The organism is Bradyrhizobium sp. USDA 4451, from assembly GCF_054822585.1.
On the sequence record NZ_JBTRCH010000001.1, the window covers coordinates 5,536,538 to 5,556,923 of the forward strand.

General features: G+C 65.9%; 25 protein-coding genes and 1 tRNA gene. 16 read left to right on the plus strand and 10 right to left on the minus strand.

All coding sequences use genetic code 11. The features are described from left to right. Positions 1 to 9 precede the first annotated feature (9 nt). Complete coding sequence (locus tag ACVMB0_RS25425; RefSeq protein ID WP_461348061.1) at positions 10 to 822, plus strand: SDR family NAD(P)-dependent oxidoreductase; 813 nt, start codon at positions 10 to 12, stop codon at positions 820 to 822. Between the two features lie 102 nt (positions 823 to 924). Here the strand turns inward: ACVMB0_RS25425 and ACVMB0_RS25430 are convergent, their stop codons facing one another. Together ACVMB0_RS25430 and ACVMB0_RS25435 are read right to left on the minus strand one after the other, a co-directional pair. Further along, complete coding sequence (locus ACVMB0_RS25430) at positions 925 to 2,157, minus strand: lytic murein transglycosylase (protein ID WP_461348062.1); 1,233 nt, start codon at positions 2,155 to 2,157, stop codon at positions 925 to 927. A gap of 55 nt (positions 2,158 to 2,212) precedes the next feature. Next, complete coding sequence (locus tag ACVMB0_RS25435; protein ID WP_461348063.1) at positions 2,213 to 2,785, minus strand: MarR family winged helix-turn-helix transcriptional regulator; 573 nt, start codon at positions 2,783 to 2,785, stop codon at positions 2,213 to 2,215. Positions 2,786 to 2,868: 83 nt separating this feature from the next. Here ACVMB0_RS25435 and ACVMB0_RS25440 point away from each other — a divergent pair, with 83 nt between their 5' ends. From ACVMB0_RS25440 to ACVMB0_RS25455, 4 genes are all read left to right on the plus strand, one after another. Further along, on the plus strand, positions 2,869 to 3,348 hold the full coding sequence (locus tag ACVMB0_RS25440) for a carboxymuconolactone decarboxylase family protein (RefSeq protein WP_461348064.1): 480 nt from the start codon (positions 2,869 to 2,871) through the stop codon (positions 3,346 to 3,348). Between the two features lie 43 nt (positions 3,349 to 3,391). Further along, the gene (locus tag ACVMB0_RS25445) at positions 3,392 to 3,898 is read left to right on the plus strand and encodes a cupin domain-containing protein (protein WP_461348065.1); all 507 of its coding nucleotides are present in this window, start codon (positions 3,392 to 3,394) and stop codon (positions 3,896 to 3,898) included. Positions 3,899 to 4,013: 115 nt separating this feature from the next. Continuing rightward, positions 4,014 to 4,907 (plus strand): dihydrodipicolinate synthase family protein, encoded by an 894-nt coding sequence (locus ACVMB0_RS25450; protein ID WP_456754984.1) that lies wholly within the window; start codon positions 4,014 to 4,016, stop codon positions 4,905 to 4,907. Between the two features lie 171 nt (positions 4,908 to 5,078). Beyond that, complete coding sequence (locus tag ACVMB0_RS25455) at positions 5,079 to 5,501, plus strand: chorismate mutase (RefSeq protein ID WP_461348066.1); 423 nt, start codon at positions 5,079 to 5,081, stop codon at positions 5,499 to 5,501. Here the strand turns inward: ACVMB0_RS25455 and ACVMB0_RS25460 are convergent, their stop codons facing one another. From ACVMB0_RS25460 to ACVMB0_RS25470, 3 genes are all read right to left on the minus strand, one after another. After that, a complete protein-coding gene (locus ACVMB0_RS25460) occupies positions 5,502 to 7,085 on the minus strand; it encodes a M23 family metallopeptidase (RefSeq protein ID WP_461348067.1) in 1,584 nt (527 codons plus the stop codon). Positions 7,086 to 7,122: 37 nt separating this feature from the next. Then, positions 7,123 to 7,689, minus strand: coding sequence for an elongation factor P (efp, locus tag ACVMB0_RS25465; protein ID WP_456754981.1), 567 nt, complete (start codon positions 7,687 to 7,689; stop codon positions 7,123 to 7,125). A gap of 250 nt (positions 7,690 to 7,939) precedes the next feature. Next, complete coding sequence (locus ACVMB0_RS25470) at positions 7,940 to 8,422, minus strand: MarR family winged helix-turn-helix transcriptional regulator (RefSeq protein WP_461348068.1); 483 nt, start codon at positions 8,420 to 8,422, stop codon at positions 7,940 to 7,942. A gap of 78 nt (positions 8,423 to 8,500) precedes the next feature. Here ACVMB0_RS25470 and ACVMB0_RS25475 point away from each other — a divergent pair, with 78 nt between their 5' ends. The 5 genes from ACVMB0_RS25475 (at position 8,501) to ACVMB0_RS25495 (ending at position 12,297) form a co-directional block, all read left to right on the plus strand. Further along, positions 8,501 to 9,442: a quinone oxidoreductase family protein gene (locus ACVMB0_RS25475; RefSeq protein WP_461348069.1), complete on the plus strand. Its 942-nt coding sequence runs from the start codon at positions 8,501 to 8,503 to the stop codon at positions 9,440 to 9,442. Between the two features lie 190 nt (positions 9,443 to 9,632). Then, positions 9,633 to 10,685, plus strand: a complete 1,053-nt coding sequence (gene epmA / locus ACVMB0_RS25480; RefSeq protein ID WP_461348070.1) for an EF-P lysine aminoacylase EpmA — start codon at positions 9,633 to 9,635, stop codon at positions 10,683 to 10,685. Next, the gene (locus ACVMB0_RS25485; protein ID WP_461348071.1) at positions 10,682 to 11,773 is read left to right on the plus strand and encodes a lysine-2,3-aminomutase-like protein; all 1,092 of its coding nucleotides are present in this window, start codon (positions 10,682 to 10,684) and stop codon (positions 11,771 to 11,773) included. The genes epmA and ACVMB0_RS25485 overlap by 4 nt, the downstream gene beginning before the upstream one ends. Further along, the gene (locus ACVMB0_RS25490; protein WP_461348072.1) at positions 11,742 to 11,993 is read left to right on the plus strand and encodes a hypothetical protein; all 252 of its coding nucleotides are present in this window, start codon (positions 11,742 to 11,744) and stop codon (positions 11,991 to 11,993) included. Before ACVMB0_RS25485 ends, ACVMB0_RS25490 begins: the two co-directional genes overlap by 32 nt. Positions 11,994 to 12,015: 22 nt before the next feature. Next, entirely contained in the window at positions 12,016 to 12,297 is a 282-nt protein-coding gene (locus ACVMB0_RS25495) for a hypothetical protein (protein ID WP_461348073.1), read from the plus strand. Positions 12,298 to 12,363: 66 nt separating this feature from the next. Here the strand turns inward: ACVMB0_RS25495 and ACVMB0_RS25500 are convergent, their stop codons facing one another. From ACVMB0_RS25500 to ACVMB0_RS25510, 3 genes are all read right to left on the minus strand, one after another. Continuing rightward, entirely contained in the window at positions 12,364 to 13,449 is a 1,086-nt protein-coding gene (locus tag ACVMB0_RS25500; protein WP_461348074.1) for a 3-deoxy-7-phosphoheptulonate synthase, read from the minus strand. A 238-nt stretch (positions 13,450 to 13,687) separates the two neighbouring features. Beyond that, a complete protein-coding gene (locus ACVMB0_RS25505; protein ID WP_456754974.1) occupies positions 13,688 to 14,260 on the minus strand; it encodes an HdeD family acid-resistance protein in 573 nt (190 codons plus the stop codon). Positions 14,261 to 14,308: 48 nt separating this feature from the next. Continuing rightward, the gene (locus ACVMB0_RS25510) at positions 14,309 to 15,346 is read right to left on the minus strand and encodes a PrsW family glutamic-type intramembrane protease (protein WP_456754973.1); all 1,038 of its coding nucleotides are present in this window, start codon (positions 15,344 to 15,346) and stop codon (positions 14,309 to 14,311) included. 455 nt (positions 15,347 to 15,801) lie between these two features. Between ACVMB0_RS25510 and ACVMB0_RS25515 the strand changes: the two genes are divergently transcribed. After that, on the plus strand, positions 15,802 to 16,707 hold the full coding sequence (locus tag ACVMB0_RS25515) for a sulfite exporter TauE/SafE family protein (RefSeq protein WP_461348075.1): 906 nt from the start codon (positions 15,802 to 15,804) through the stop codon (positions 16,705 to 16,707). 7 nt (positions 16,708 to 16,714) lie between these two features. On the opposite strand, the gene ACVMB0_RS25520 is transcribed toward ACVMB0_RS25515, so the two are convergent. Next, complete coding sequence (locus ACVMB0_RS25520; RefSeq protein WP_461348076.1) at positions 16,715 to 17,947, minus strand: hydantoinase/carbamoylase family amidase; 1,233 nt, start codon at positions 17,945 to 17,947, stop codon at positions 16,715 to 16,717. A gap of 166 nt (positions 17,948 to 18,113) precedes the next feature. Between ACVMB0_RS25520 and ACVMB0_RS25525 the strand changes: the two genes are divergently transcribed. The 5 genes from ACVMB0_RS25525 to ACVMB0_RS25545 all read left to right on the plus strand — a co-directional run bounded on the left by ACVMB0_RS25525 (position 18,114) and on the right by ACVMB0_RS25545 (position 19,708). After that, positions 18,114 to 18,455 (plus strand): hypothetical protein, encoded by a 342-nt coding sequence (locus ACVMB0_RS25525; protein WP_461348077.1) that lies wholly within the window; start codon positions 18,114 to 18,116, stop codon positions 18,453 to 18,455. A 66-nt stretch (positions 18,456 to 18,521) separates the two neighbouring features. Further along, entirely contained in the window at positions 18,522 to 18,683 is a 162-nt protein-coding gene (locus ACVMB0_RS25530; protein WP_461348078.1) for a hypothetical protein, read from the plus strand. A 146-nt stretch (positions 18,684 to 18,829) separates the two neighbouring features. After that, positions 18,830 to 18,904: transfer RNA gene (locus ACVMB0_RS25535), tRNA-Glu, on the plus strand. A 169-nt stretch (positions 18,905 to 19,073) separates the two neighbouring features. Beyond that, entirely contained in the window at positions 19,074 to 19,331 is a 258-nt protein-coding gene (locus ACVMB0_RS25540) for a PilZ domain-containing protein (protein ID WP_461348079.1), read from the plus strand. 131 nt (positions 19,332 to 19,462) lie between these two features. Next, positions 19,463 to 19,708: a hypothetical protein gene (locus tag ACVMB0_RS25545; RefSeq protein WP_461348080.1), complete on the plus strand. Its 246-nt coding sequence runs from the start codon at positions 19,463 to 19,465 to the stop codon at positions 19,706 to 19,708. 18 nt (positions 19,709 to 19,726) lie between these two features. Here the strand turns inward: ACVMB0_RS25545 and ACVMB0_RS25550 are convergent, their stop codons facing one another. Then, a complete protein-coding gene (locus tag ACVMB0_RS25550; protein ID WP_461349708.1) occupies positions 19,727 to 20,368 on the minus strand; it encodes a glutathione S-transferase family protein in 642 nt (213 codons plus the stop codon). Positions 20,369 to 20,386: the final 18 nt, after the last annotated feature.

Sequence of the window (20,386 nt, forward strand, 5' to 3'; positions counted from 1 at the left end):
GGAGAGGACATGTCAGGACAGGTTGAAGGCAAGGTCGCGCTGGTCACCGGCGGCGCGTCGGGGATCGGCGAGGCCATTGTCGAACTGCTCGCGCAGGAAGGCGCGATCGTCGTTGCGACCGATATCGACGAATTGAGGGGACCGGAGCTCGCCGCGCGGCTCACGAAGGCCGGGCGCAAGGTGAGCTTCCTGCCGCAGGACGTCACCAGTGAGGAGCGCTGGATTGAGGTCGTCGCTGAGATTGGCAAGCGCCACGGCCGCCTCGACATCATGGTCTCGAACGCCGGCATCGGCATCGGCGCGCCGTCGATTGTCGAGATGTCGCTCGCCGACTGGCGCCGGCAGACCGCGATCAATCTCGACGGCGTGTTCCTGTCGGTGAAGCATTCGCTGCCGCTGATGCGTAAAACTGGGGGCGGCTCCATCATCATGATGTCCTCGCTGGCGGGCCTGCGTGGCGCGGCGACGCTCTCGGGTTACAGCGCAACCAAGGGCGCAGTCCGGCTGTTCGCCAAGTCGATCGCGATGGAGTGCGCGCAGGTGAACGACGGCATCCGCGTCAACTCGGTGCATCCCGGCATCATCGATACGCCGATCTGGGGCAAGATCCCGACCGGTGCCGCCGGCGCCGGCCAGAACGCGCCGATCGATCCGGAAGAGCGGGCCAAGTTTGCCACGCCGCTCGGCCGCGCCGGCCAGGCGATCGAGATCGCGCAGGGCGTGCTCTATCTCGCCTCGGACGCGTCGCGCTACGTGACGGGCAGCGAGCTCGTGATCGACGGCGGCATGAATGCCGGCGGCGTGGTGCGGCAGCCGCAATAGTCTCCGTCATTGCGAGGAGCGAAGCGACGAAGCAATCCATTGTCCAGCATACGCGGAGAGATGGATTGCTTCGCTGCGCTCGCAATGACGGCGAGGGGCTACCTAGCCTCCTTGCCTTAACCGCGCCAGCACCTTGAGCCCGCCGTAACCGTCGGCGGGCAACAGGCCCATCTTGATCTGGTAGTCCTTGATCGCCTTCATGGTGTCGTTGCCGACGCGGCCGTCGGTGCCGCCGGTGTCGAAGCCGGCCTTGGTCAGGCGCGTCTGCATCTCCTGCACTTCGGCCAACGTCAACGCGCGCTCGGAGCCCGGGAAGGGCTGGATGAACGGCGGGCCGCCGAGACAGCGGTCGCCGAGATGGCAGATCGCCAGCGCGTAGTTCATCGACGGGTTGTAGCTCTTCACCGAATTGAAGTTCGGGCCGAGCAGGAAGGCCGGGCCACCTGCCACGGGAATCCAGAGCTGCGCCGATGCGTTCGGCTGCGGGAACGGCTGGCCATCGGCTCTGACGACGCCGGCGCTGGCCCAGGCCGCATAGGTGCGGCTGCCGCTGGCGCCACCGGACGCGCGAACCTCGTAGCCCCAGTGCTCGCCGCGGTGCCACTTGCCGCGATTGACCAGATATTTCGCGGTCGAGCCGAGCGCGTCGTCGGGCCGGCCGAACGGCGAGACCTTGCCGTCGCCGTCATAGTCGAAGCCGACATTGAGCCAGACTTCCGGCATCCACTGCGAATGGCCCATCGCGCCGGCCCAGGAGCCGTTCATCTCCTCCGGCGTGCTCCAGCCGCGCTGCACGATCTTCATCGCGTTGATCAGCTCGGTCTCCCAATAGGCCTTTCGGCGCGGCTCGTTCCAGGCGAGCGCGGCGAGCGAGGGAAACACCGGTGTCATGTGGTTCTGCTGCACCAGCGGATCGCCATAGGCGGACTCGACGCCCCACAGCGCCAGCAGCGTGCCGCGCTCGACGCCGAAGTCGCGCTCGATGCGGCCGAACAGCGCGTCGTTCTTCTTCAGCGCTTCGCGGCCGTGGATGATGCGCCAGTCGGAGACGCGGCGGTTGATGTATTGCCAGATCTGCTCGTGGAATTCCGGCTGGTTGCGCATCTGCTTGAACACGCTCATGTCGGGCTCGACCCGTGCCATGCAGCGATTCCAGGTCGCGTCCGAGATGCCTTTTGCCTGCGCGCGGGCGCGAAAATTGTCGCGCCATTGATCGAAGCCGGGAGGCGCAGCGGCCAGCGCGCCCAGCGGATTGGCAAGCGTCACGCCGGCGGCGAGCGCCGTCTTGAGGACGGCGCGGCGGGCAGGGGACTTTAAAGAATCAGGCTGTTTCATCGGGCCAGTGTAGCGGCGGCCATGGGGTGAGCCAAAAGCCATGCCGCCGCAGGAGTTATGTATCCTGCAAATCTGTGGCGATTTTTGACAGCCATTGCCGGACAATTTGCTCCGATTTGGCGTCGAGGCCGGCGGCGAGCCGGCGCTCCTGGGCCTGGGCGATATGGCGGCATTTTTCCAGCAGCGTGGTTCCATGGCTGGTCAGCGTCCATTGCAGCACCCGGCCGTGGACCGGGTGCGGCGTCTTGCGGATCGCGCCGTCGCGCTCGAGGTTGCGGATGATCACGCTCACGGTCTGCGGCGTCAGCAGCGCGACCCGTGCCAGATCGGCGCCTGATAACCCCGGATAGGCCTTCAGCATCGTGAGCACCACGAATTGCGGCGAGGTGACGCCGAGTTCGGCGAGCCTGCGCTCCATCGACAGCCGCGAGGCGGCGTGCGCCTGGCGCAGCAGATAGGCCAGATAACCCTGTTCGCCGCGCTTGCCCTCGCCGGGCGGCGGGATCGATGGGACAGGCAGGGCGGCTGCGGCCGATCCTGTCCCGATCGGAGCCTTGCCGGCCGCCGTGCTCCCGGCCGGCCGCCGTCCGGCAACGCCTGACTTCCCGCGTTTCTGCATTCCCACCATGTTGCCTTCGCCAATGTCCGCGTCTTGCTCAATATCAGAGCTCTGATAATATGTCAGTACACTGATAACATAAGGCCAGGCCAATGTCACATGCCCGCAAGGAATACACCGACTTCGAGAAGCTTGCCCCTGACGTGTTCGCCGCGGTGCGTGCGCTCGGCCAGTTCGCAGCGAAGGCCGGCCTGGACAAGCAGCTGCTGGAGCTCGTCAAGCTCCGTGCCTCGCAGATCAACGGCTGTGCCTTCTGTGTGCAGTATCACATCCTGCAGGGCGAGAGCCTTGGCGTGCCCGTCGACAAGCTCAACCTCGTCGTGGTGTGGCGCGAGGCGCCGCAATTCTCGGCCCGCGAGCGCGCCGCGCTGGCCTGGACCGAGGCGCTGACCACCATGCCGAACGGCGTCAGCGACGACGTGTATGCGCAGGTCGCCGCAGAATTCTCCGAGCAGGAGCTGACCTATCTGACGTCGGCGATCGCATCGATCAATGTCTGGAACCGGTTCGGCGCAGCCTATCGCTGGACGCCGCCGCCGCGCCGGCAGAGCGCGAACGCGACGGCGCCGTAACGCCGGGATGCATCAAACGATAACTGAAAGGGGAGACGTAGCGATGGCTTCGATGACGATGACACCCCCGCTTCCATTCGCACGGCCGTCGCGCCCGGTTGCGCTGGCCATCGCCGCTGGACTGGCCTCGGCCTGCCTGATCGGCAAGGCGCTGCCGACCCCGATGGATGCGATCTCGGCGGTGATCGCGCCGCTCTGCGCCAGCGCCAATGCGGCGTCGCCGCTCGACAAGGTCGAGGTTATCACCTCGCACGCGCTGCCGAACGTGGCTGGCAAGCGCGTCACGGTGGTGCGCGTGTTCTATGGTCCGGGCGGCTTCACGCCGCCGCATCGCCATTCCGGCTCGGTGACGGCGTATATCACCAAGGGCGAGATCCGCTCCCAGCTCGGCGGCGGGCCGGTCGAGACCTTCAAGGTCGGCCAGTCCTTCTTCGAGCCGCCGGGCTCGACCCACATGGTCTCGGCCAATGCCAGCACCACGGAGCCGGCGGAGCTGATCGCGGTGTTCGTGGCGGATGAGGGCGCGCAGCTGACCACGATGCTGGAATAGCGCACTGGACCAGTTTGGTGCCGAGCTCGCGTGAAAGTGGACCTTGCGCGCGAGGCGGCGCGTGGATTGATTACACGACAGCTTGCGGCGACGGTTGCCGACGAAGGACAAATCGATGATCAGTCTGAAGGGGCTCTCCGCCTTCCCGATAACGCCGTCGAACCGCGACGGCCGGGTCGATGTTGGCGCGCTGCGCGCGTTGCTCGAACCGCTAATTGCGGCGAAGGTGGATTCGGTCGGGCTGCTCGGAAGCACCGGTTCATATCCGTATTTCAGCCGCGGCGAGCGGCGGCGTGCCGTCGAGGCGGCGACAGCGTTGGCTGCCGGCAGGATGCCGATCCTGGTCGGCATCGGCGCGCTGCGCACCGACGACGCGGTGCGGCTGGCGCAGGATGCGCGCGACGCCGGCGCAACCGCGGGTCTTTTGGCGGCGGTGTCCTACACGCCTCTGACCGACGATGAGGTATTTGAGCATTTTCAAACCGTGGCGCGCGAGAGCGGATTGCCGATCTGCATCTATGACAATCCCGGCACCACCCATTTTCGATTCACGCCGGCTCTGATCGGCCGCTTGGGTCGTGTCGATGGAATCGTCGCGGTGAAGAGCCCTGCGCTGGATGCCTCGACCATTGCGGATCATCTGAAGGAGTTGCGCGCTGTCGTTCCCAGCGGCGTTGCGCTGGGTTACAGCGCCGACTGGAATTGCACCGAGGCGCTGTTGGCAGGTGGCGACACCTGGTACAGCGTTCTCGCCGGTATCCTGCCGCGGATCTGCGTGGAGATCGTGCGCGCCGCGACGAGCGGCGATGCGGCCCGGGCGCGGCAACTCGATGCGCGCTTGCTGCCGATCTGGGATTTGTTCAAGACACATTCGAGCCTGCGCGTCGTCTACGCGATCGCCAATCTCAGAGGGATTTGCGCCGCCGAGCCGCCGCGTCCGATCCTGCCGCTGCCCGCTTCTGCCCAGACGAGGGTCAAGGAGACCTTGGCCGCAATGGACGTCAGCTGATCGTGACGATGTGACGGCGCGCGGCCGAACCGTCGTCGCCCTTCGATCCCGGCAGCGCGCACAGCGTCACGACGAGCGGGCGGATTCCGCGTCGCCCATCGGTAGCGTGGCTTCCATCGGCGTGCAAAATCGGCATAACAATCGCAAGGCATACTGGCTGGGAGGTGTCCGATGCGATTGCTGGTGTTTCTGTTGATGCTGCTCGTCCCTGCGATGGCCTCGGCCGAGGAACCCGCAACCGATACAGCGGCGCTGTGGGGCAGCCCGACAGTCGACAATGGCAAATGTTGCAAGACGCTCAGTGAGGTGCGCGGCAACATCGACCGGCTCGACCGCGAGATCGTGCGCCTGATGGCCGAGCGCGGCCGCTACGTGCATGAAGCCGCGCGCTTCAAGGCCAACCCGGCGCAGGTCGAGGCGCCGGAGCGCGCCGAAGCGGTGGTGAAGAAGGCGATGGCGCTCGCGGAAGCGGACGGGTTGTCGCCCAAGGTCGCCGAGGCCGCCTATCGCGCGATGGTCCGCGCCTTCATCGATTATGAGCAGGGCGTCTTCGCAGCGGCAGCAGCACGCGGTGAAGCGCCGTGGAAGAAATAGCTAATTGCCGCCGCCTTCCTGGGTGTCGATGCGATGCACGACGTCGTCGGGCAGGGCATGGGCCACGGCGGCGGCAGGTCCGGGCTCCGGTCCGATCTCGCGGCCGCGGCCGCGGATCAGCCGCTCATAGGCCGATACCAGCGTGGTGTAGGGATTGACCCACAGCCAGCCGTCGCGCGTGAACACCTGCACGTCGAAATGCAGATGCCGCGACGTGCCGTTGGGATGGTCGAGATAGTTCGAGACCACGCCGATCCTCTCGCCCTCGCTGACACGACGTCCGTTGAGCAGGCCGTCGGCATCCATCACCGACGGGTTCATGTGCATGTAGCGGAAGCGGACATGCTCGGTGCGGGTGTTGACCTGCAACGTCGCGGCCTGTTGCTGCGTCGAGCGGATCACGACGCTGTCGCGCGCCGCGACCACCGCCTGCTGCCTGGGGTCGCAGCCGTCCTTGCTGTCGGCCGGACATGCACCCGGTCTGATGTCCTGGCCCTGGTGGCCGTAGCCGCTGGCGCATTGGCCGACCTCGAAGCTGCGCGCCTCGCAGAAATTGTCCTGCCAGGGATATTCGTCGACGGTCGCGCCCGCCCTGCGCCTCGCGAAGGATTGCGAATGCGCGAAGGCCGGCGCCTTCTCCAGCGGAAAGCGGATCTGCGAATAGACCGTGAAATCGGCGTGACCGCCTTGCCTGCGCCCGCCGCTGCCCGCGACGATGTCGCCGCTCGGGAGGTAGGTGAAGTCGGCCGACTGCGCGCGCGGCCGCTCGGCGATCTCTGAGGCGATGTCGCGGCGCGGCTGTGACGGCTGCCCGCCGGCGATGCGCAGGGCCTTCAGGAAGCGTTCGGCGACCGGCGCGGCCTCGCGGCACGCCAGCCGCTTCGCCCGCGGTGCGCTGTCGAGGCACTGGATCGAGACGACATAGGGAATCCCGAAACGGGTGAAGGCGTAACGGAGATAGCCTTCGCGGATGAAGCGGCGAACATCCGGAAACTGCGCGGCCAGCGTCTTGGCCGGTTCGCCCTTGCCGCCGAGCCGGTCGGCAAGGTCATAGACCAGCATCGAGCCCGAGATCTGCACCTCGACCGGCTTTGCGAACGTCCGCGGCGGCATGCCGTCGCCGGCACCGGGGGCGAGCGAGAACACTGCGTCATAGCCGGACCCGCCGGCATGGAAGACGTCGGCTGCGCTGAAATCGGCCTGATAGCGCGTGACCGGGAAAATGCCCGGCGTCCCGCTTTGCCATGCGTCGAGATAGCTTGCGGGATCGAGCGGCAGCAGCACGGGGATCGGGCTGCGCGCGATGCCGGGAAAGAGTTCTGACGTCGCCGCGTTCAGCTGCACCAGCGCAGGCGTTGCGCGTGGATCGGAGGCGGGGACGCGGCGCTGGCCGGCGAAGGTGAAGTTCGTCGCGATCGCCGGGCGGGACGTGATCTCCTGCCGGAGCTGGTCAATCACGGCACGCCATTCGACCCGCATGACCGAGATCGAGGGCGTTCGGAATTCGTCGGCACGGGCGCCGGGAGGAGGCGAGAGCAGGGCTGCAAGCCAGCAACTGATGAAGCTGACCACCTTCCTGTTCACCGCACCCCCCGGTTCGAATCTCCTGCGAGACTAGCGCTCAATCCTTGGCGCGTTCAACGTAGGAACCGTCTTCGGTCATCACCACGATGCGCGTTCCGGTGGACACGTGCGGCGGCACGCCGGTGCGAATGCCGTTGGAGAGCACCGCGGGCTTGTAGGACGACGAGGCGGTCTGGCCCTTGGTGACCGGCTCGGTCTCGACCACTTCCAGCGTCACGCGCTGCGGCAGCTGGATCGCGACCGGATTGCCGTCGTGCATCGACAGCTTCACGGTCATGTTCTCCTGCAGATACGGCGCAGACGAGCCCACGATCTCCTTGGAGACCTGGACCTGGTCGTAATTGTCGTTGTTCATGAAGTGGAAGCCGTCGGCGTCCTCGTAGAGGTAGTTGTAATTGTGGTCCTCGACGGTGGCCTTCTCGACCTGGTCGGTGGTCTTGTAGCGCTCGGAGACCTTCACGCCGTCGCCGATGCGGCGCATTTCGATCTGGCTGACCGGGGTGCCCTTGCCGGGATGAATGTTCTCGGCGGACAAGACCACATAGAGCTTGCCGTCCTGCTCGATGACATTGCCCTTGCGGATGGAACTGGCGATGACTTTCAAAGGTGTTTTCCTGAATTTGAGAACGTGAGGGTGCCAACCGGTTCGGCAGCGCCTCGGCCGTGGCGGCGATTTCGGGCCGCAACATACTGATTTATCCCCGAGATGCCAGTCTTTTGCGGCTGTTTTCGGCCGGTTGGGAACGTCTATTCCGCGACAATCGGGCCGGTTTCGTTGTGGGATTGCGCGGCGGGCTGTGCGAAAACTGCACCAGAAGACTGCCGCTGAGCTCCAGAGCATCGGCTCGCCGTTCTCAGAGCGCTTTGCCCATTCCATCGGCGCGTGACGTTGCAAGCGCATCGGCATAGCGGCGAAGTGATTGCGCGAGATCGGCGATCTCGCGTTCAGACCAGCCGGACAGGGCGCGACGGGCGAGCCGCTCGCGGGCTTCGTCGATTTGCCGCGCCATCGCTCGGCCCGATGCCGTCGGACGCAAATCGCGCTGGCGGCCGTCTGTCTGGCGGGGCTGTCGCTCGACGAGTCCGAGTTGCACGAGCTTGGCGATCTGGCGGCTGACGGTGCTGTGGTCGCGGCCGACGCGGCCAGCGAGTTCGACCACACTGATCGGACCTAGCCGCTCCGTCAGCACGAGAAGCGGGAATAAGGCCCGGTCCAGCTTTATGTGCGCTTCCCGCATCAGCACCTCGTCCCGATCGGGCCGGTTGATGAAGGCGACGACGTCGAGGACGGCATCATGAAGCCTGGAAAGCAAGGCGCTGCTCGGTGCATTATGCACGGATATTGACTCCGGGCTGAGATGGACTTAATCCGTTCATCATACACGGATGTCAAACAATCGAAAGGCCGTCGCTCCATGAAAGCAGCCGTCGTCGAGCAGGCCGGTCATCTGCCGGTCTACACCGATTTCGCCGAGCCTGTCGCTCAGCCGGGGGAGGTTGTGGTGCAGGTGACGGCGTCCGCGCTGAGCCAGTTCGCCCGCGGCCGCGCGGCCGGCGTGCACTACAGCGCGACGGGCGGGGTTTCGTTTGTCGCCGGCGTCGACGGGGTCGGCCGGCTTGAAGACGGGAGGCGAGTCTACTTCCTCCTGCCCCGCGCCCCGTTCGGCGCCATGGCTGAGCGCACGGTCGTACCCGATGGACGATGGGCGCCGCTGCCCGACGATTTGGATGAGATCATGGCTGCCGTCCTCGCCAACCCGGGCATGTCATCCTGGGCGGCGCTGACCGAACGAGCCAAACTGGGCCGCGGCGAAAGCGTGCTCATCAATGGCGCAACCGGCGCGGCCGGCCGGCTCGCAGTCAAGATCGCACGTCATCTCGGCGCAGCCCGGGTGATCGCAACGGGCCGCAACGCCGAGGTGCTCCACACCCTCGGCGCCGACGCGGTAGTGCCGTTGCGCCAGGATGAAGACGCGATCGAAGCCGCCCTCCGCCGGCATTTCGCAGAGGGGGTCGATGTCGTCCTCGATTATCTTTGGGGAACAAGTGCGCGCTCGCTTCTTGTCGCTGGCGCTAACGCGGCGCCCGCCGGGATCCCGATCCGCTTCGTTCAGATTGGAGCTGCCGCCGGGCCAGAGATCGCGCTGCCTGCAACGGTGCTTCGCTCCTCCGCGATCGAGATAAAGGGGAGCGGCCTCGGAAGCGTCGGCCTTCCCCGGCTCATGGCTGCGATCGATGGCGTTCTTCGAGCGGCCACGGCTGCAGGCCTAGCGCTCGACCACCACGCCGTTCCGCTTGCCGAGGTGTCCAGCCATTGGAGGACCGTCGGGCAGCGGATCGTCTTTCTGCCGCACTGAAGTGCGGGCGCGCGCCAGATGGACAAGGCCGCTGTCTTTCGACATGAAGGAGCAGCCGTCGCTCCGCCGGTCCGGGATCGAGCATCATGTTGGTCGTCAATTCTTTGGATATCAATGGCTTGCGCTTATGTTCTGAGCCGACATGCAGGGTGCTTCATGCCGCTTCGATGGTGCCGGAGGTGGGGCTGATATGACCGGACCGGAACAGACCTCGCCCTGGTGGGCGCCGCAGCGCTACACCGACCGGCGGCCGTTCCTGCAGGCGCGGACCGCGATCACGCGCGCGCTCCGGGCGTGGTTCGAGGAGCAGGGATTTGCCGAGGTCGAGACCGCCGTCCTGCAGGTCTCGCCGGGCAACGAGACCCATCTGCACGCGCCCCGGACCGAGCTCAGCCAGGCCGATGGCTCGCGGGCGACGCGCTATCTGCGGACTTCTCCGGAGTTCGCCTGCAAGAAGTTGCTCGCGGCTGGCGAGCCGAAGATCTACGAGTTCGCGCGGGTGTTCCGCGATCGCGAGCGCGGCGACCTGCATCTGCCCGAATTCACCATGCTGGAATGGTACCGCGCCAATGCCGGCTATGACGCCATCATGGCCGACACGATCGTCGTGATCGCGCATGCGGCGCAGGCGACCGGGATCGGGCGGTTTTGCTTCCGCGGTAGGATCGCCGATCCCTTTGCCGAGCCGGAGCTGCTGACGGTCGCGGCAAGCTTCGAGCGCTTCGCCGGCATTGATCTCCTGGCGACGATTTCGGGCGGCGAGGGCGATCGCGCGGCGCTGGCGGCGGCCGCGCACCAGCGGGTGCGGATTGCCGACGACGACACCTGGTCGGATATCTTCAGCAAGGTGCTGGTCGAGCATGTCGAGCCCAACCTGGGACAGGGCCGACTGACCGTGCTGTTCGAATATCCGTCGCCGGAGGCTGCGCTGGCACGCACCAAGGCGGGCGAACCGCGCGTCGCCGAGCGCTTCGAGGTCTATGCCTGCGGCGTCGAGCTCGCCAACGGCTTTGGCGAGTTGACCGATGCCGCCGAGCAGCGCCATCGTTTCACCGCAGCGATGGACGAGAAGGCCCGCCGTTACGGCGAGCGCTATCCGCTCGACGACGATTTCCTTGCCGCGGTCGGCCGGATGCCGGAGGCGAGCGGCGTCGCGCTCGGCTTCGACCGGCTGGTGATGCTGGCGAGCGGCGCGCCGCGAATTGATCAGGTGGTCTGGACACCGCCTGCAGGAGAGCCATGAACAGGATCGATCCCAAATTGGCGGCGACGCTGCGACAGCCGCGCGAGCTGGTCGATGCCGGCCTCGCGCCAGCCTCGGCGCTCGCTGCGCTCGAGCAGGTGGCCGCGCGCTACGCGGTCGCGGTGACGCCGGAACTTTCCGCGCTGATCGATCCGGACGATGCCAACGATCCGATCGCGCGGCAGTTCATCCCGAGCGCGGACGAACTCATGGAGCAACCGGGCGAGAACGCCGACCCGATCGGCGACAATGCGCATTCGCCGGTCCCGGGGATCGTGCATCGCTATCCGGACCGGGTGTTGTTCAAGCTGGTCCATGTCTGCGCGGTCTATTGCCGGTTTTGTTTCCGGCGCGAAATGGTCGGGCCGGGCAAGGCCTCGGCCTTGTCCGACGATGCCTATCGCGCGGGCCTCGATTACATTCGCAGCCATCCGGAGATCTGGGAGGTCATCCTGACCGGCGGCGATCCCTTGATGCTGTCGCCGCGCCGGCTGACCGAGATCATGGCCGATCTCGCTGCCATCGATCATGTGAAGATCATCCGCATCCACACCCGCGTCCCGGTCGCCGATCCCGGCCGCATCAATGCCGAGATGATCGCGGCGCTGCGGGTCGAGGGCGCGACGACCTGGATTGCGATCCACGCCAACCATCCGCGTGAACTCGGCGCCAATGCGCGCGCCGCGTGCGCGCGGCTGACCGACGCCGGCATCCCGTTGGTGAGCCAGTCGGTCTTGCTGCGCGGCGTCAATGATGATGCCGCGACGCTCGAGGCGCTGATGCGCGCCTTCGTCGAGTGCCGGATCAAGCCATACTACCTGCATCACGGCGATCTGGCGCCCGGCACCGGGCATCTGCGAACCACGATCGAAGCCGGGCAGGAGTTGATGCGGACGTTGCGCGGACGCGTCTCCGGACTGTGTCAGCCGGAATATGTCCTCGACATTCCCGGCGGCCACGGCAAGGCGCCGATCGGCCCGGCCTATTTGTCGCAGCCGGCTTGCCGCGAATGTGAAGATTCCGCGGAACGGCGCTACCGTGTCGTCGATTATTGCGGTGACGTTCATCTTTATCCGCCGCAATCTTGAGGCGGATGTGAGCGGGGCCGGGGACGGTCGGCAGGAACCGCCCGAGGACGAGGGCAACCGCGGCATCGAAAATGCTGTGATATTCGGCTTCTTTGCGGTGCTGGTTGCCGTGGGAATCTGGCTCCTTGGCACCATGGCCGGTATACGGAAAGTCCAGGATTGCGCAGCGCAGGGGCGACGCAACTGTGCTACCGTCGAGTTGCCGGAACGGGCGCGATAGGGTTGAGAAGCGGAGACGCGAGATGCGGAAGACAGTGTTGTTGATGGCTCTGATGATGGTTGCGGCCGGAGCGCCCCAGCTTGGAATGTCCCAGATTGGAATCTCCCAAGCCTGGGCGCAGCAGCAGGGCGGATCGTCCTCCATGCAGAAGAATTCGGGGGTGCCGGAAGCGCCGATCGGACATCGTCAGCCGCGCCGCGGCGACGTCGGCGCTGAGAAGAATATCAGCGATCCGAACAGCCAGGCCAACAAGGAAGACGCCGCGCTCGACAAGAAGATCAAGAGCATCTGCCGCGGCTGTTAATCGGCGCAGTACGCCGGCGGAGCGCGACAGCCGCCCCGCCGGCAATGCTCAATGCGTTCGGTTGTGTCAGGCCGAACGCTCCTGCAAGCCGTCACGCCGCACGCGCCGCCTTGCGTCGACGGCGTCGGCCAGCTGCTTCAACAGTTCGGCCGTCGTATCGAGGTCGATGCAGCCATCCGTGATGCTCTGGCCGTAGGTCAGAGGTTTGCCCGGCGCGACGTCCTGGCGTCCCGCGACCAGATTGCTCTCGATCATGACGCCGACGATGCGCTGCTCGCCGCCTTCGACCTGCCGCGCGATGTCGGCGGCAACCAGCGGCTGGTTCTCCGGCTTCTTGCTCGAGTTGGCGTGGCTGGTGTCGATCATCAGCCGCGCCGCGACACCGGCGCGGCCGAGCTCGGCGGCGGCGGCATCGACGCTTGCGGCATCATAGTTCGGTACCCGGCCGCCGCGCAGGATGACGTGGCAGTCCTCGTTGCCGCTGGTCGCGGCGATCGCCGAACGGCCGCCCTTGGTGACCGCCATGAAGTGATGCGGGTGCGACGCCGATTTCACCGCGTCCGCCGCGATCCGCACGCCGCCATCGGTGCTGTTCTTGAAGCCGACCGGGCAGGACAGGCCGGACGCCAGCTCGCGATGGATCTGGCTCTCGGTGGTGCGCGCGCCGATCGCGGCCCAGGACACGAGATCGGCAATGTATTGCGGCGTCGTCATGTCGAGGAATTCGGTCCCGGCCGGCAGGCCGAGATTGTTCACGGCCGACAGCACGTTGCGGGCGAGCCGCAGGCCCTTGTTGATGTCGAAGCTGTTGTCGAGATCGGGATCGTTGATCAGCCCCTTCCAGCCGACCGTGGTGCGCGGCTTCTCGAAATAGACCCGCATCACGATCTCGAGGCGGTCGGCGAGCTGCTCGCGCAGGCCGGCGAGGCGCTCGGCGTAGTCGACGGCCGCCGCGGGATCGTGAATGGAGCAGGGCCCGACCACGACCAGCAGGCGGTCATCGGTGCCGTTGAGGATGGCGTGGATGGCGTTGCGGGCGCCCATCACGACGCGGGTCGCCGTCAGGGTGCGCGGGACCTCCCGCATCACCTCTTCGGGCGTACTCAGCTCTTTCAATTCCTTGATGCGAAGATCGTCTGTCGTACTCAACACGGCTGGCTCCTTTGGATTTTTTGGGACCTGCCGGCACACAAAAAAGCCGCCAGGTCTGGCGGCTTGTTTTGGATGTTTGCTGCAATTCTTCAGATTGAGCGCGATCCTCCTGCCGCCAGCGAGCTGTCGTAGCTAAAGTACCAAAAATAGCTGGTGGCAGTGGTGATCATGGGGCGGCTCTATAGCGCAGGGATTTGGGGCTGTCACCCCCCAAATGCAACCCCGCCGCGGTTCGCCGTCAGGTGTTGCGCGCCGCCAACGCCATGCCGATCAGGGTCGCCCCGCCGAACATCAGGTTGAGGCCGACCAGCAGGCCGATCGCCCAGCCGGCCGACTCCGGCAGGCCCGCGATGATGAAGAAGGCGATCACGATATCCATCAGGCCGGCGATCAAGAGCCAGGACCAGCGTCCCGACAATTCGCGGCGGTGCTCCAGCGCGTACATGATGGTGGCGACGCCCTCGGCGACGAAATAGGCGCCGATGACGATGGTCAGCGTCAGCACGCCCTGCAGCGGACGGGCGAGCAGCACCAGGCCGGCCAATACGGCGAGCGCGGCTGAGATCAGCGACCACCAGAAGCCCGGCATGTTGCGCGCCCAGAACGTCACGATCAGTCCGCCGATGCCCGAGATCAGGAACATCCAGCCGAGGAAGATGGTGACGGCGAGGCTCGCGAAGGCCGGTACGATCATCGCCGCGATGCCGAGCACCACGAGCAGGATGCCCTCGAACAGGAACGCCTTCCAGTGCGCCTTGACGGCGGCCCGCATCTCCGATCGCAGTCTGTCGAGGTCGTTGGACAGGGTCATCGCGGCTCTCCCGATCTGCGAGCGCAACGTCTGCGCGTGCTGCGTATCCTAACTCTGGCTTGGCGCGGACGGGAAGCCCTCCGCGGCGGTCCGCATCCGGTTGCGGCCGAGCAGGTAGACGGCGGTGGTCGCGATCAGGAGCGCGAGGCCAATCAGGATCGAGGTGAAGCCGATCGGCACCAGGATGAACGACGCATTGCGCTCGGGATTGACGTACCAATGATGCAGCGAGGTGAGCAGGAAGCAGACGCCGGCGAAGCCGGTGCCGCCGCCGATGACGAGCAGCGCCCACATCCGCCTGAGCTGGCTGAGCCGCTCGCGCGCGACATCGGTGCGCGGCGCATGATGCTTGCCGAGGCGGCGCACCAGGCGGATCGCAAAGCCGATCGAGGAGAAGCCGACCAGCACGCTGGCCGAACCGAGCAGCAGCCGCGTCGTCGAGCCGAGATCGGGCATGCGCTGCAGCGCGAGCAGCGGAAAATCGAATGCTGCGTGCAGCAGCACCGGCGCGACCAGCACCAGCGTCCAGTTCGTGATCCGTGCCCAGTCGCGGTGACCGCGGTAGGCGCCAAGCGCGCCGCCGGAGCGCGCGATCGCGAGGTAAGCGCCGGCGATGATCCCGAGCGCGCCGTGGAACGGCACGGTCAGCACGCTGCGCAACGCCGCGAGCGCGCGCCACATGTCCTTGTGCTGGACCAGATAGGCGAGGTTCTCGTAGGCGGCAAAGCCGAGCCCGGCAGCCGCGCCATAGACCACCGTATCCATCGGATCGGCGAAGGCGCGGCGCCGCGTCGAGATGGCGACGATGACGAGAACCTTGACGATCTCCTCTGGTGCCGCGACGCCGAACAGCGCGCGCACCGCCTGTGTCGCCCAGGGATTGTCGGGAATAGCGAGCAGCGCGTTGAACGGAATCCGCGCCAGGCCGAGCAGCGAGATGCTGGCCGCGCCGAGCACGAAGGCGAGCCACACCTGCACCGGAGGCCCGGGGCGTTCGTCGGCTGCGATGACGAGCCACAGCACCAGCAGTGCGGGGGCAATGGCGGCGGCGCCAATGACCGTTGGAAGCGACTCAAGCAACAACATGAGCCGAACGGGCCCTTTCAATGGCATCAAAGCGATGCGCGGACCCAAGAAATGGCAGCAAGTTCAGCGGATTGCAAATCGGGCGGCGAGGAGAATCGGTTCGGCCGAGGCCATTCTCGTGTCCAATATGCCACGGCGCCCGCGAAAGCGCGCCGGAAGCCCGTTGTTGCGGTCTCGGTCAGAGCCAGGGCGGGCTGCAGGCTATCCGCTCCCGGCCAGGTTCGGAAGGCCCAGCTCGGTCAAGGCTCCGACTTGGCTCCGTCAAGGCGTGATGCGGCGCTCGCCGCGCAGAGCTTTCAACGCTCCGTGAGGTGGCGACCTCTGAACGAGGCGATCCGTCATCACCGCGAGCGCGGGTGCTTTGCAAAACCCGACAGCCGCAAGTTTCGGCGCCGAGCCGCTTGCGTTAGGCTATAATGCCGCAGGCAAAGCGACTGATCCGGTAAAAGCCAGAGATGACTTCGATTGATTCTGCTGTGATCGTTCTTGCCGTGATCGCTCTGTTTGCGGCTTTTGTGAACGGTGCGTTGGGTTACGGGTTTTCCTCGCTCACCGTGCCGGTCGCGCTTGTCTTCTACACCAACCGCGTGCTCAACCCGGCGGTTGTCATCGTCGAAGTCTTCGTCAACCTGTATGTTCTGTGCATCAATCTGAGCGGCGTGCCGGCGGTGTGGCGGCGCGTGCTGCCGATCCTGATCGGGCTGTTGCCGGGCATCGCCATCGGCGCCTTTACGCTGACATCGCTGCAACCCGGCTGGACCAAATTCGCCACCTACTCGATCATTCTGCCGCTGATCCTGTTGCAGGCAGCCGGTTGGCGAAGGCCGATCCAGTCGAAATGGCTGGTCGGTCTGCCCTTTGGAACGACGCTCGGCATCCTGTACTCGGTCACGACCATCTCGGGACCGCCGCTCGCGATCCTGTTCAACAATCAGGGCCTCGTCAAAGATGAATTCCGCGCCGGGCTCGCGCTGGTCCGGGTGGCGGAATCCAGTTTGACCGCGATCGCGTACTACAAGCTCGGCCTGTTCATCGACGAGAGCCGCAGCATCCTGTTCGTGCTGGTTCCCTGCGTTGTCGTCGGCATCCCGCTCGGCGCCTGGCTGATCCGGCGGCTGGATGCCGAGACGTTTCGCCGGATCTGCATGAGCTTCGATGCCTGGGTCGTGGGATTCGGCCTGTCGCGCGTGTTGATTGAGGTGAAGCTGATCGACAGCCCGTGGGCCTACAGCGTGATGGCCGGCACGATCCTGATCGACGTATGCTTGCTCTATGTCTTTTTCACCGCGCGGCGCGGCACCGCGCAGGGTTCGCACGCGCTGGCTTCGCTGCGATCCGGCAACAGAAGTGGTCCGAGCTGACGGCGCGTCAACCTGCCAGCAGGCGCCGGCAGGTTTCGACAAACACTTGCGCGCCCGTGACGATGTCGGCGTCGGCTGTGTTCTCGCTCCAATGATGGCTGATGCCGCCGATCGACGGCACGAACAGCATCGCCGCCGGCATGATGGTGGCGAGCACCTGGGCGTCATGGCCGGCGCCGCTCGGCATCCGGATCGATTTGCCGCCGACGCAGGCCGCACTCGCGGCCTCGATCGCATCCTGGAAGGCGGGCGTCATCATCGCGGGCACGCCGGTACGGATGCGCTCGACCTTCACGCTGCAACGCCCCTGTGCGGTGACCTCATCCGCCATGCGACGCAGGTGCGCTTCGAGACGTGCGATCACCTCGGGATTGTCGTCGCGGATCTGGAACAACATCTCGGCGCCGCCGGGGATGACGCTCGGTGCGCCCGGATCCAGCGTGATGCGGCCGGTGGTCCACACCGTGCGCGAGCCGCACAGGGCAGGGAAGCTGTCGTCGATCGCGACGCAGAACCGCGCCAGCGCAAGTCCCGCATCCCTGCGCACTGCCATCCGCGTGGTGCCGGCGTGGTTCTGCTCGCCGCTGAAGGTGATGCGATACTGCCAGATGCCGACGATCGAGGTGACGATCCCGATCTTGAGTCCGCTGCTCTCCAACGTGTCGCCTTGCTCGATATGGGCTTCGAGATAGCCGATATGGCGGCCAGCCTCGGCGGTGAGGCGCGGGCGGCCGGCGAAGCCGGCATCCTGCAATGCCTGTCGCATGGTGCGACCATCGGAGCGGTCGCGCGCGGCGTCGATGTCGGCTTCGGTGACGGCGCCGGCAAATGAGCGGCTGCCGAGGAAACTGCCGAAATGCCCTTCCTCATCGCACCACGAAGCGACCTCGACCGCGCCGCGAATCTCCGGATCGGGATTGATGATGCGCGCAGCTTCCAGCGCGTAGATCACGCCGAGCGGCCCATCCAGCCAACCCGCATGATTCTGGCTCTCCAGATGCGAGCCGGCCAGTAGCTTCGGTCCCGGCTTTGCGCTGGTGCCGAGCACATTGCCGATGCCGTCGATCGTCGCCGTGAGGCCCGCGTCGGGCAGGCGGCCGGCGAGCCAGTCGAGCGAGCGCAGATGCGGCTCGGAGAAGGTCGGCTTGTGCACGCCGGTCTTGTAGGCGCCGATCGCACGCAGCGCGTTGAGATCGGCGAGCACACGCTTGCCGTCGAAGCGATCGTTGGGGCCTGGCATGAAAGGACTCCGGATTAGCGTCTTGAATACGTCTTGGCGCCGCAATCCCGTCTTGATGCCGTCGCGGTTGGATGCGACGGAACAATCAGGGTGAACGATTTCTTAGCGGTTCTGCTCTTAGGTCGCAGTACGACTGTCGCAGTACGAATAGCGTGTGAGTGTGATCATGTCTGCATTCCGGAACTGGGCCCGCAAGGCCGCCGTGTTGTTTCTTCCGATCGCGCTCGGCGCCTGCGCGCAGGTTGCGCAGCAATACAGCATGACCACGCCGGCGCCTGGAAGCGGTCCGCTGGCGTGGGATGGCGCGGGACAGGATCCGAATCAACCGCAGCCGCGGCGTCATGCACGCAACGTGTCACCTGCCGTGCCCGAGGCGCAGCTGTCGGATGCGGAGGCTGACGATCGGCTCGCGCGCAAGCTCGTGATCTGCAGCACCTGCATCAAGCCGACACCGGCCGTGGCGGCGGCGCAGCCGACCAATCGCCAGGACGTCGCCAGCAATCACTAGCGGCCGGTGCCGAGCGTGCTGCCGCGGGCCGGCCTGCAGGCCTTAGTTAGGCCACGAAGTCGGTTGATGCGCAGGCCCGTGTCGATCCGCAGATTCATTGTTCCCGCCGTCGTCCTCGCGCTCGCCGCCGCCATCCTGATCCACGTCGGCGGTTCACGAGCCCATGCCCATGTGCCGCTGCATTGCGGCTTCTGGACCTCGATCGAGGCCGGTTTGTCCTGCAGATAGGCTCTTCAGGGCCAATCCGGGAAAAGCGTGTCTCGACGCTTGCCCGCCCGGCCAATCGCCACTATACGTTCGCCCGTCGCGGCCGTTGACGGCTGCGGCCAGTCCGGCCCATCTCACGTCTAACGTATTGATTTGCCGGGAGTTTTGCTCCCTTCGTCTATCGGTTAGGACGCCACCCTTTCACGGTGGAGAGAGCGGTTCGATTCCGCTAGGGAGCGCCATCACGCGCCAAACCGAAATTCCCGTCAATGCAATGACCGTCCTTGGGCGGACTGCCCTGTCGTGCCTTCTGAACGGTGTGAACAACGCCGCGATCCCTGCAATCCGCCGCGATTTCGCAACCCTTTGGTAAGCCACCGGCGATAGGCGTGATCGCCGGGGATGATGTGAATGGCGTTAGGGTCCAAGAAGCGCGACGTGCGCAAATCGCTGCGGCAGTCCGGCTGGATCACGCTCGACGGCGGATTCGCGGCGCGGCCTTGCGTGATCGAGGACATGTCCTCGTCGGGCGCGAAAATCACCGTCCAGGATAACAACACGCTGCCGGCCAAGCTGCGGCTGGCGTTCTCGCGCGATGCCCGCACCGGGCGCGCCTGCGAGGTGGTGTGGCGCGAAGGCAAGACGTTCGGCGTCAAATTCGTGCGCTAATGCGCGATGGATTAAGCTAAGTCGTCATCGCACATTAGCTCTCTGTTTGAGCATGATCCTTTCGGAAAGCCGCTTCGCAGTTTTCCGGATCATGCTGTAGCCTCATTAGGCCGCGCGGGATAAAAGGCCGGATGCGCAAGATCTGCCTCGCCATCGCCGTCCTGCTTCCCGTTGCCGCATTGGCGCAGCAGGGCGACCGCCGCAACTTCCAGGCGCCGCCCGACGCCGGGAAAACCTTGCCGTCGAAATCGATGACGCGGAGCAATCCCTGCGCGTCGTACGGACCGGGCTTCGTCAAGGTCGAGGGCACCGACACCTGCGTGAAGCTCGGCGGCGGCATCAGTGTCGAGGGCGGCACGATGTCCAGCGGGCGCTGAGCGGCCTGCCGGCCGCGCTCACGACATCGGCGGCGCGACGATTTGCACGAAGGCGGGCCGCTGCGCGATCTCGCCGAACCAACGTTCGAGATGGGGCAGCCTCGGTTTGGTGACGCCCTCGACGCCGAACCAGCGCCGCGCAAAGGCGCCGAGCGCGACGTCGGCGATGGTGAACTGATCGCCCTCGATGAAGCGCCGGGTTGCGAGCTGCGCCTCGGCGACGCACCACACCACGCCCTCGGCATCGGCGGCCTGCTGGAGCTGAACCATGTCGCGCTGCTCCGGCGGGGTGCGCACCAGCCCCCAGAACACCGGGCGGTCGACCGGCTGCAGCGTCGAGAGCGTCCAGTCGAGCCAGCGGTCGACGGCGGCGCGCGCTCTCGGCGCTTGCGGATAGATCGGAGCGTGCTGGCCATAGGCCATGCAGAGATAGCGCATCACCGAATTGGATTCCCACAGCACATAGTCGCCGTCGACCAGGGTCGGGACGCGCCCGTTCGGATTCATCGCGAGATAATCGGGCTGATCATTCTTGCCGAACTGCATGCCGGCGTCGATGCGCTGATAGGGCAGGTCGAGCTCAGCGAGACACCAGAGCACCTTCTGCACATTGACCGAATTGGCCCGGCCCCAGATCGTCAGTTGCGGCTTGCTGTCCATCACGCGTTTCTTCCCGCG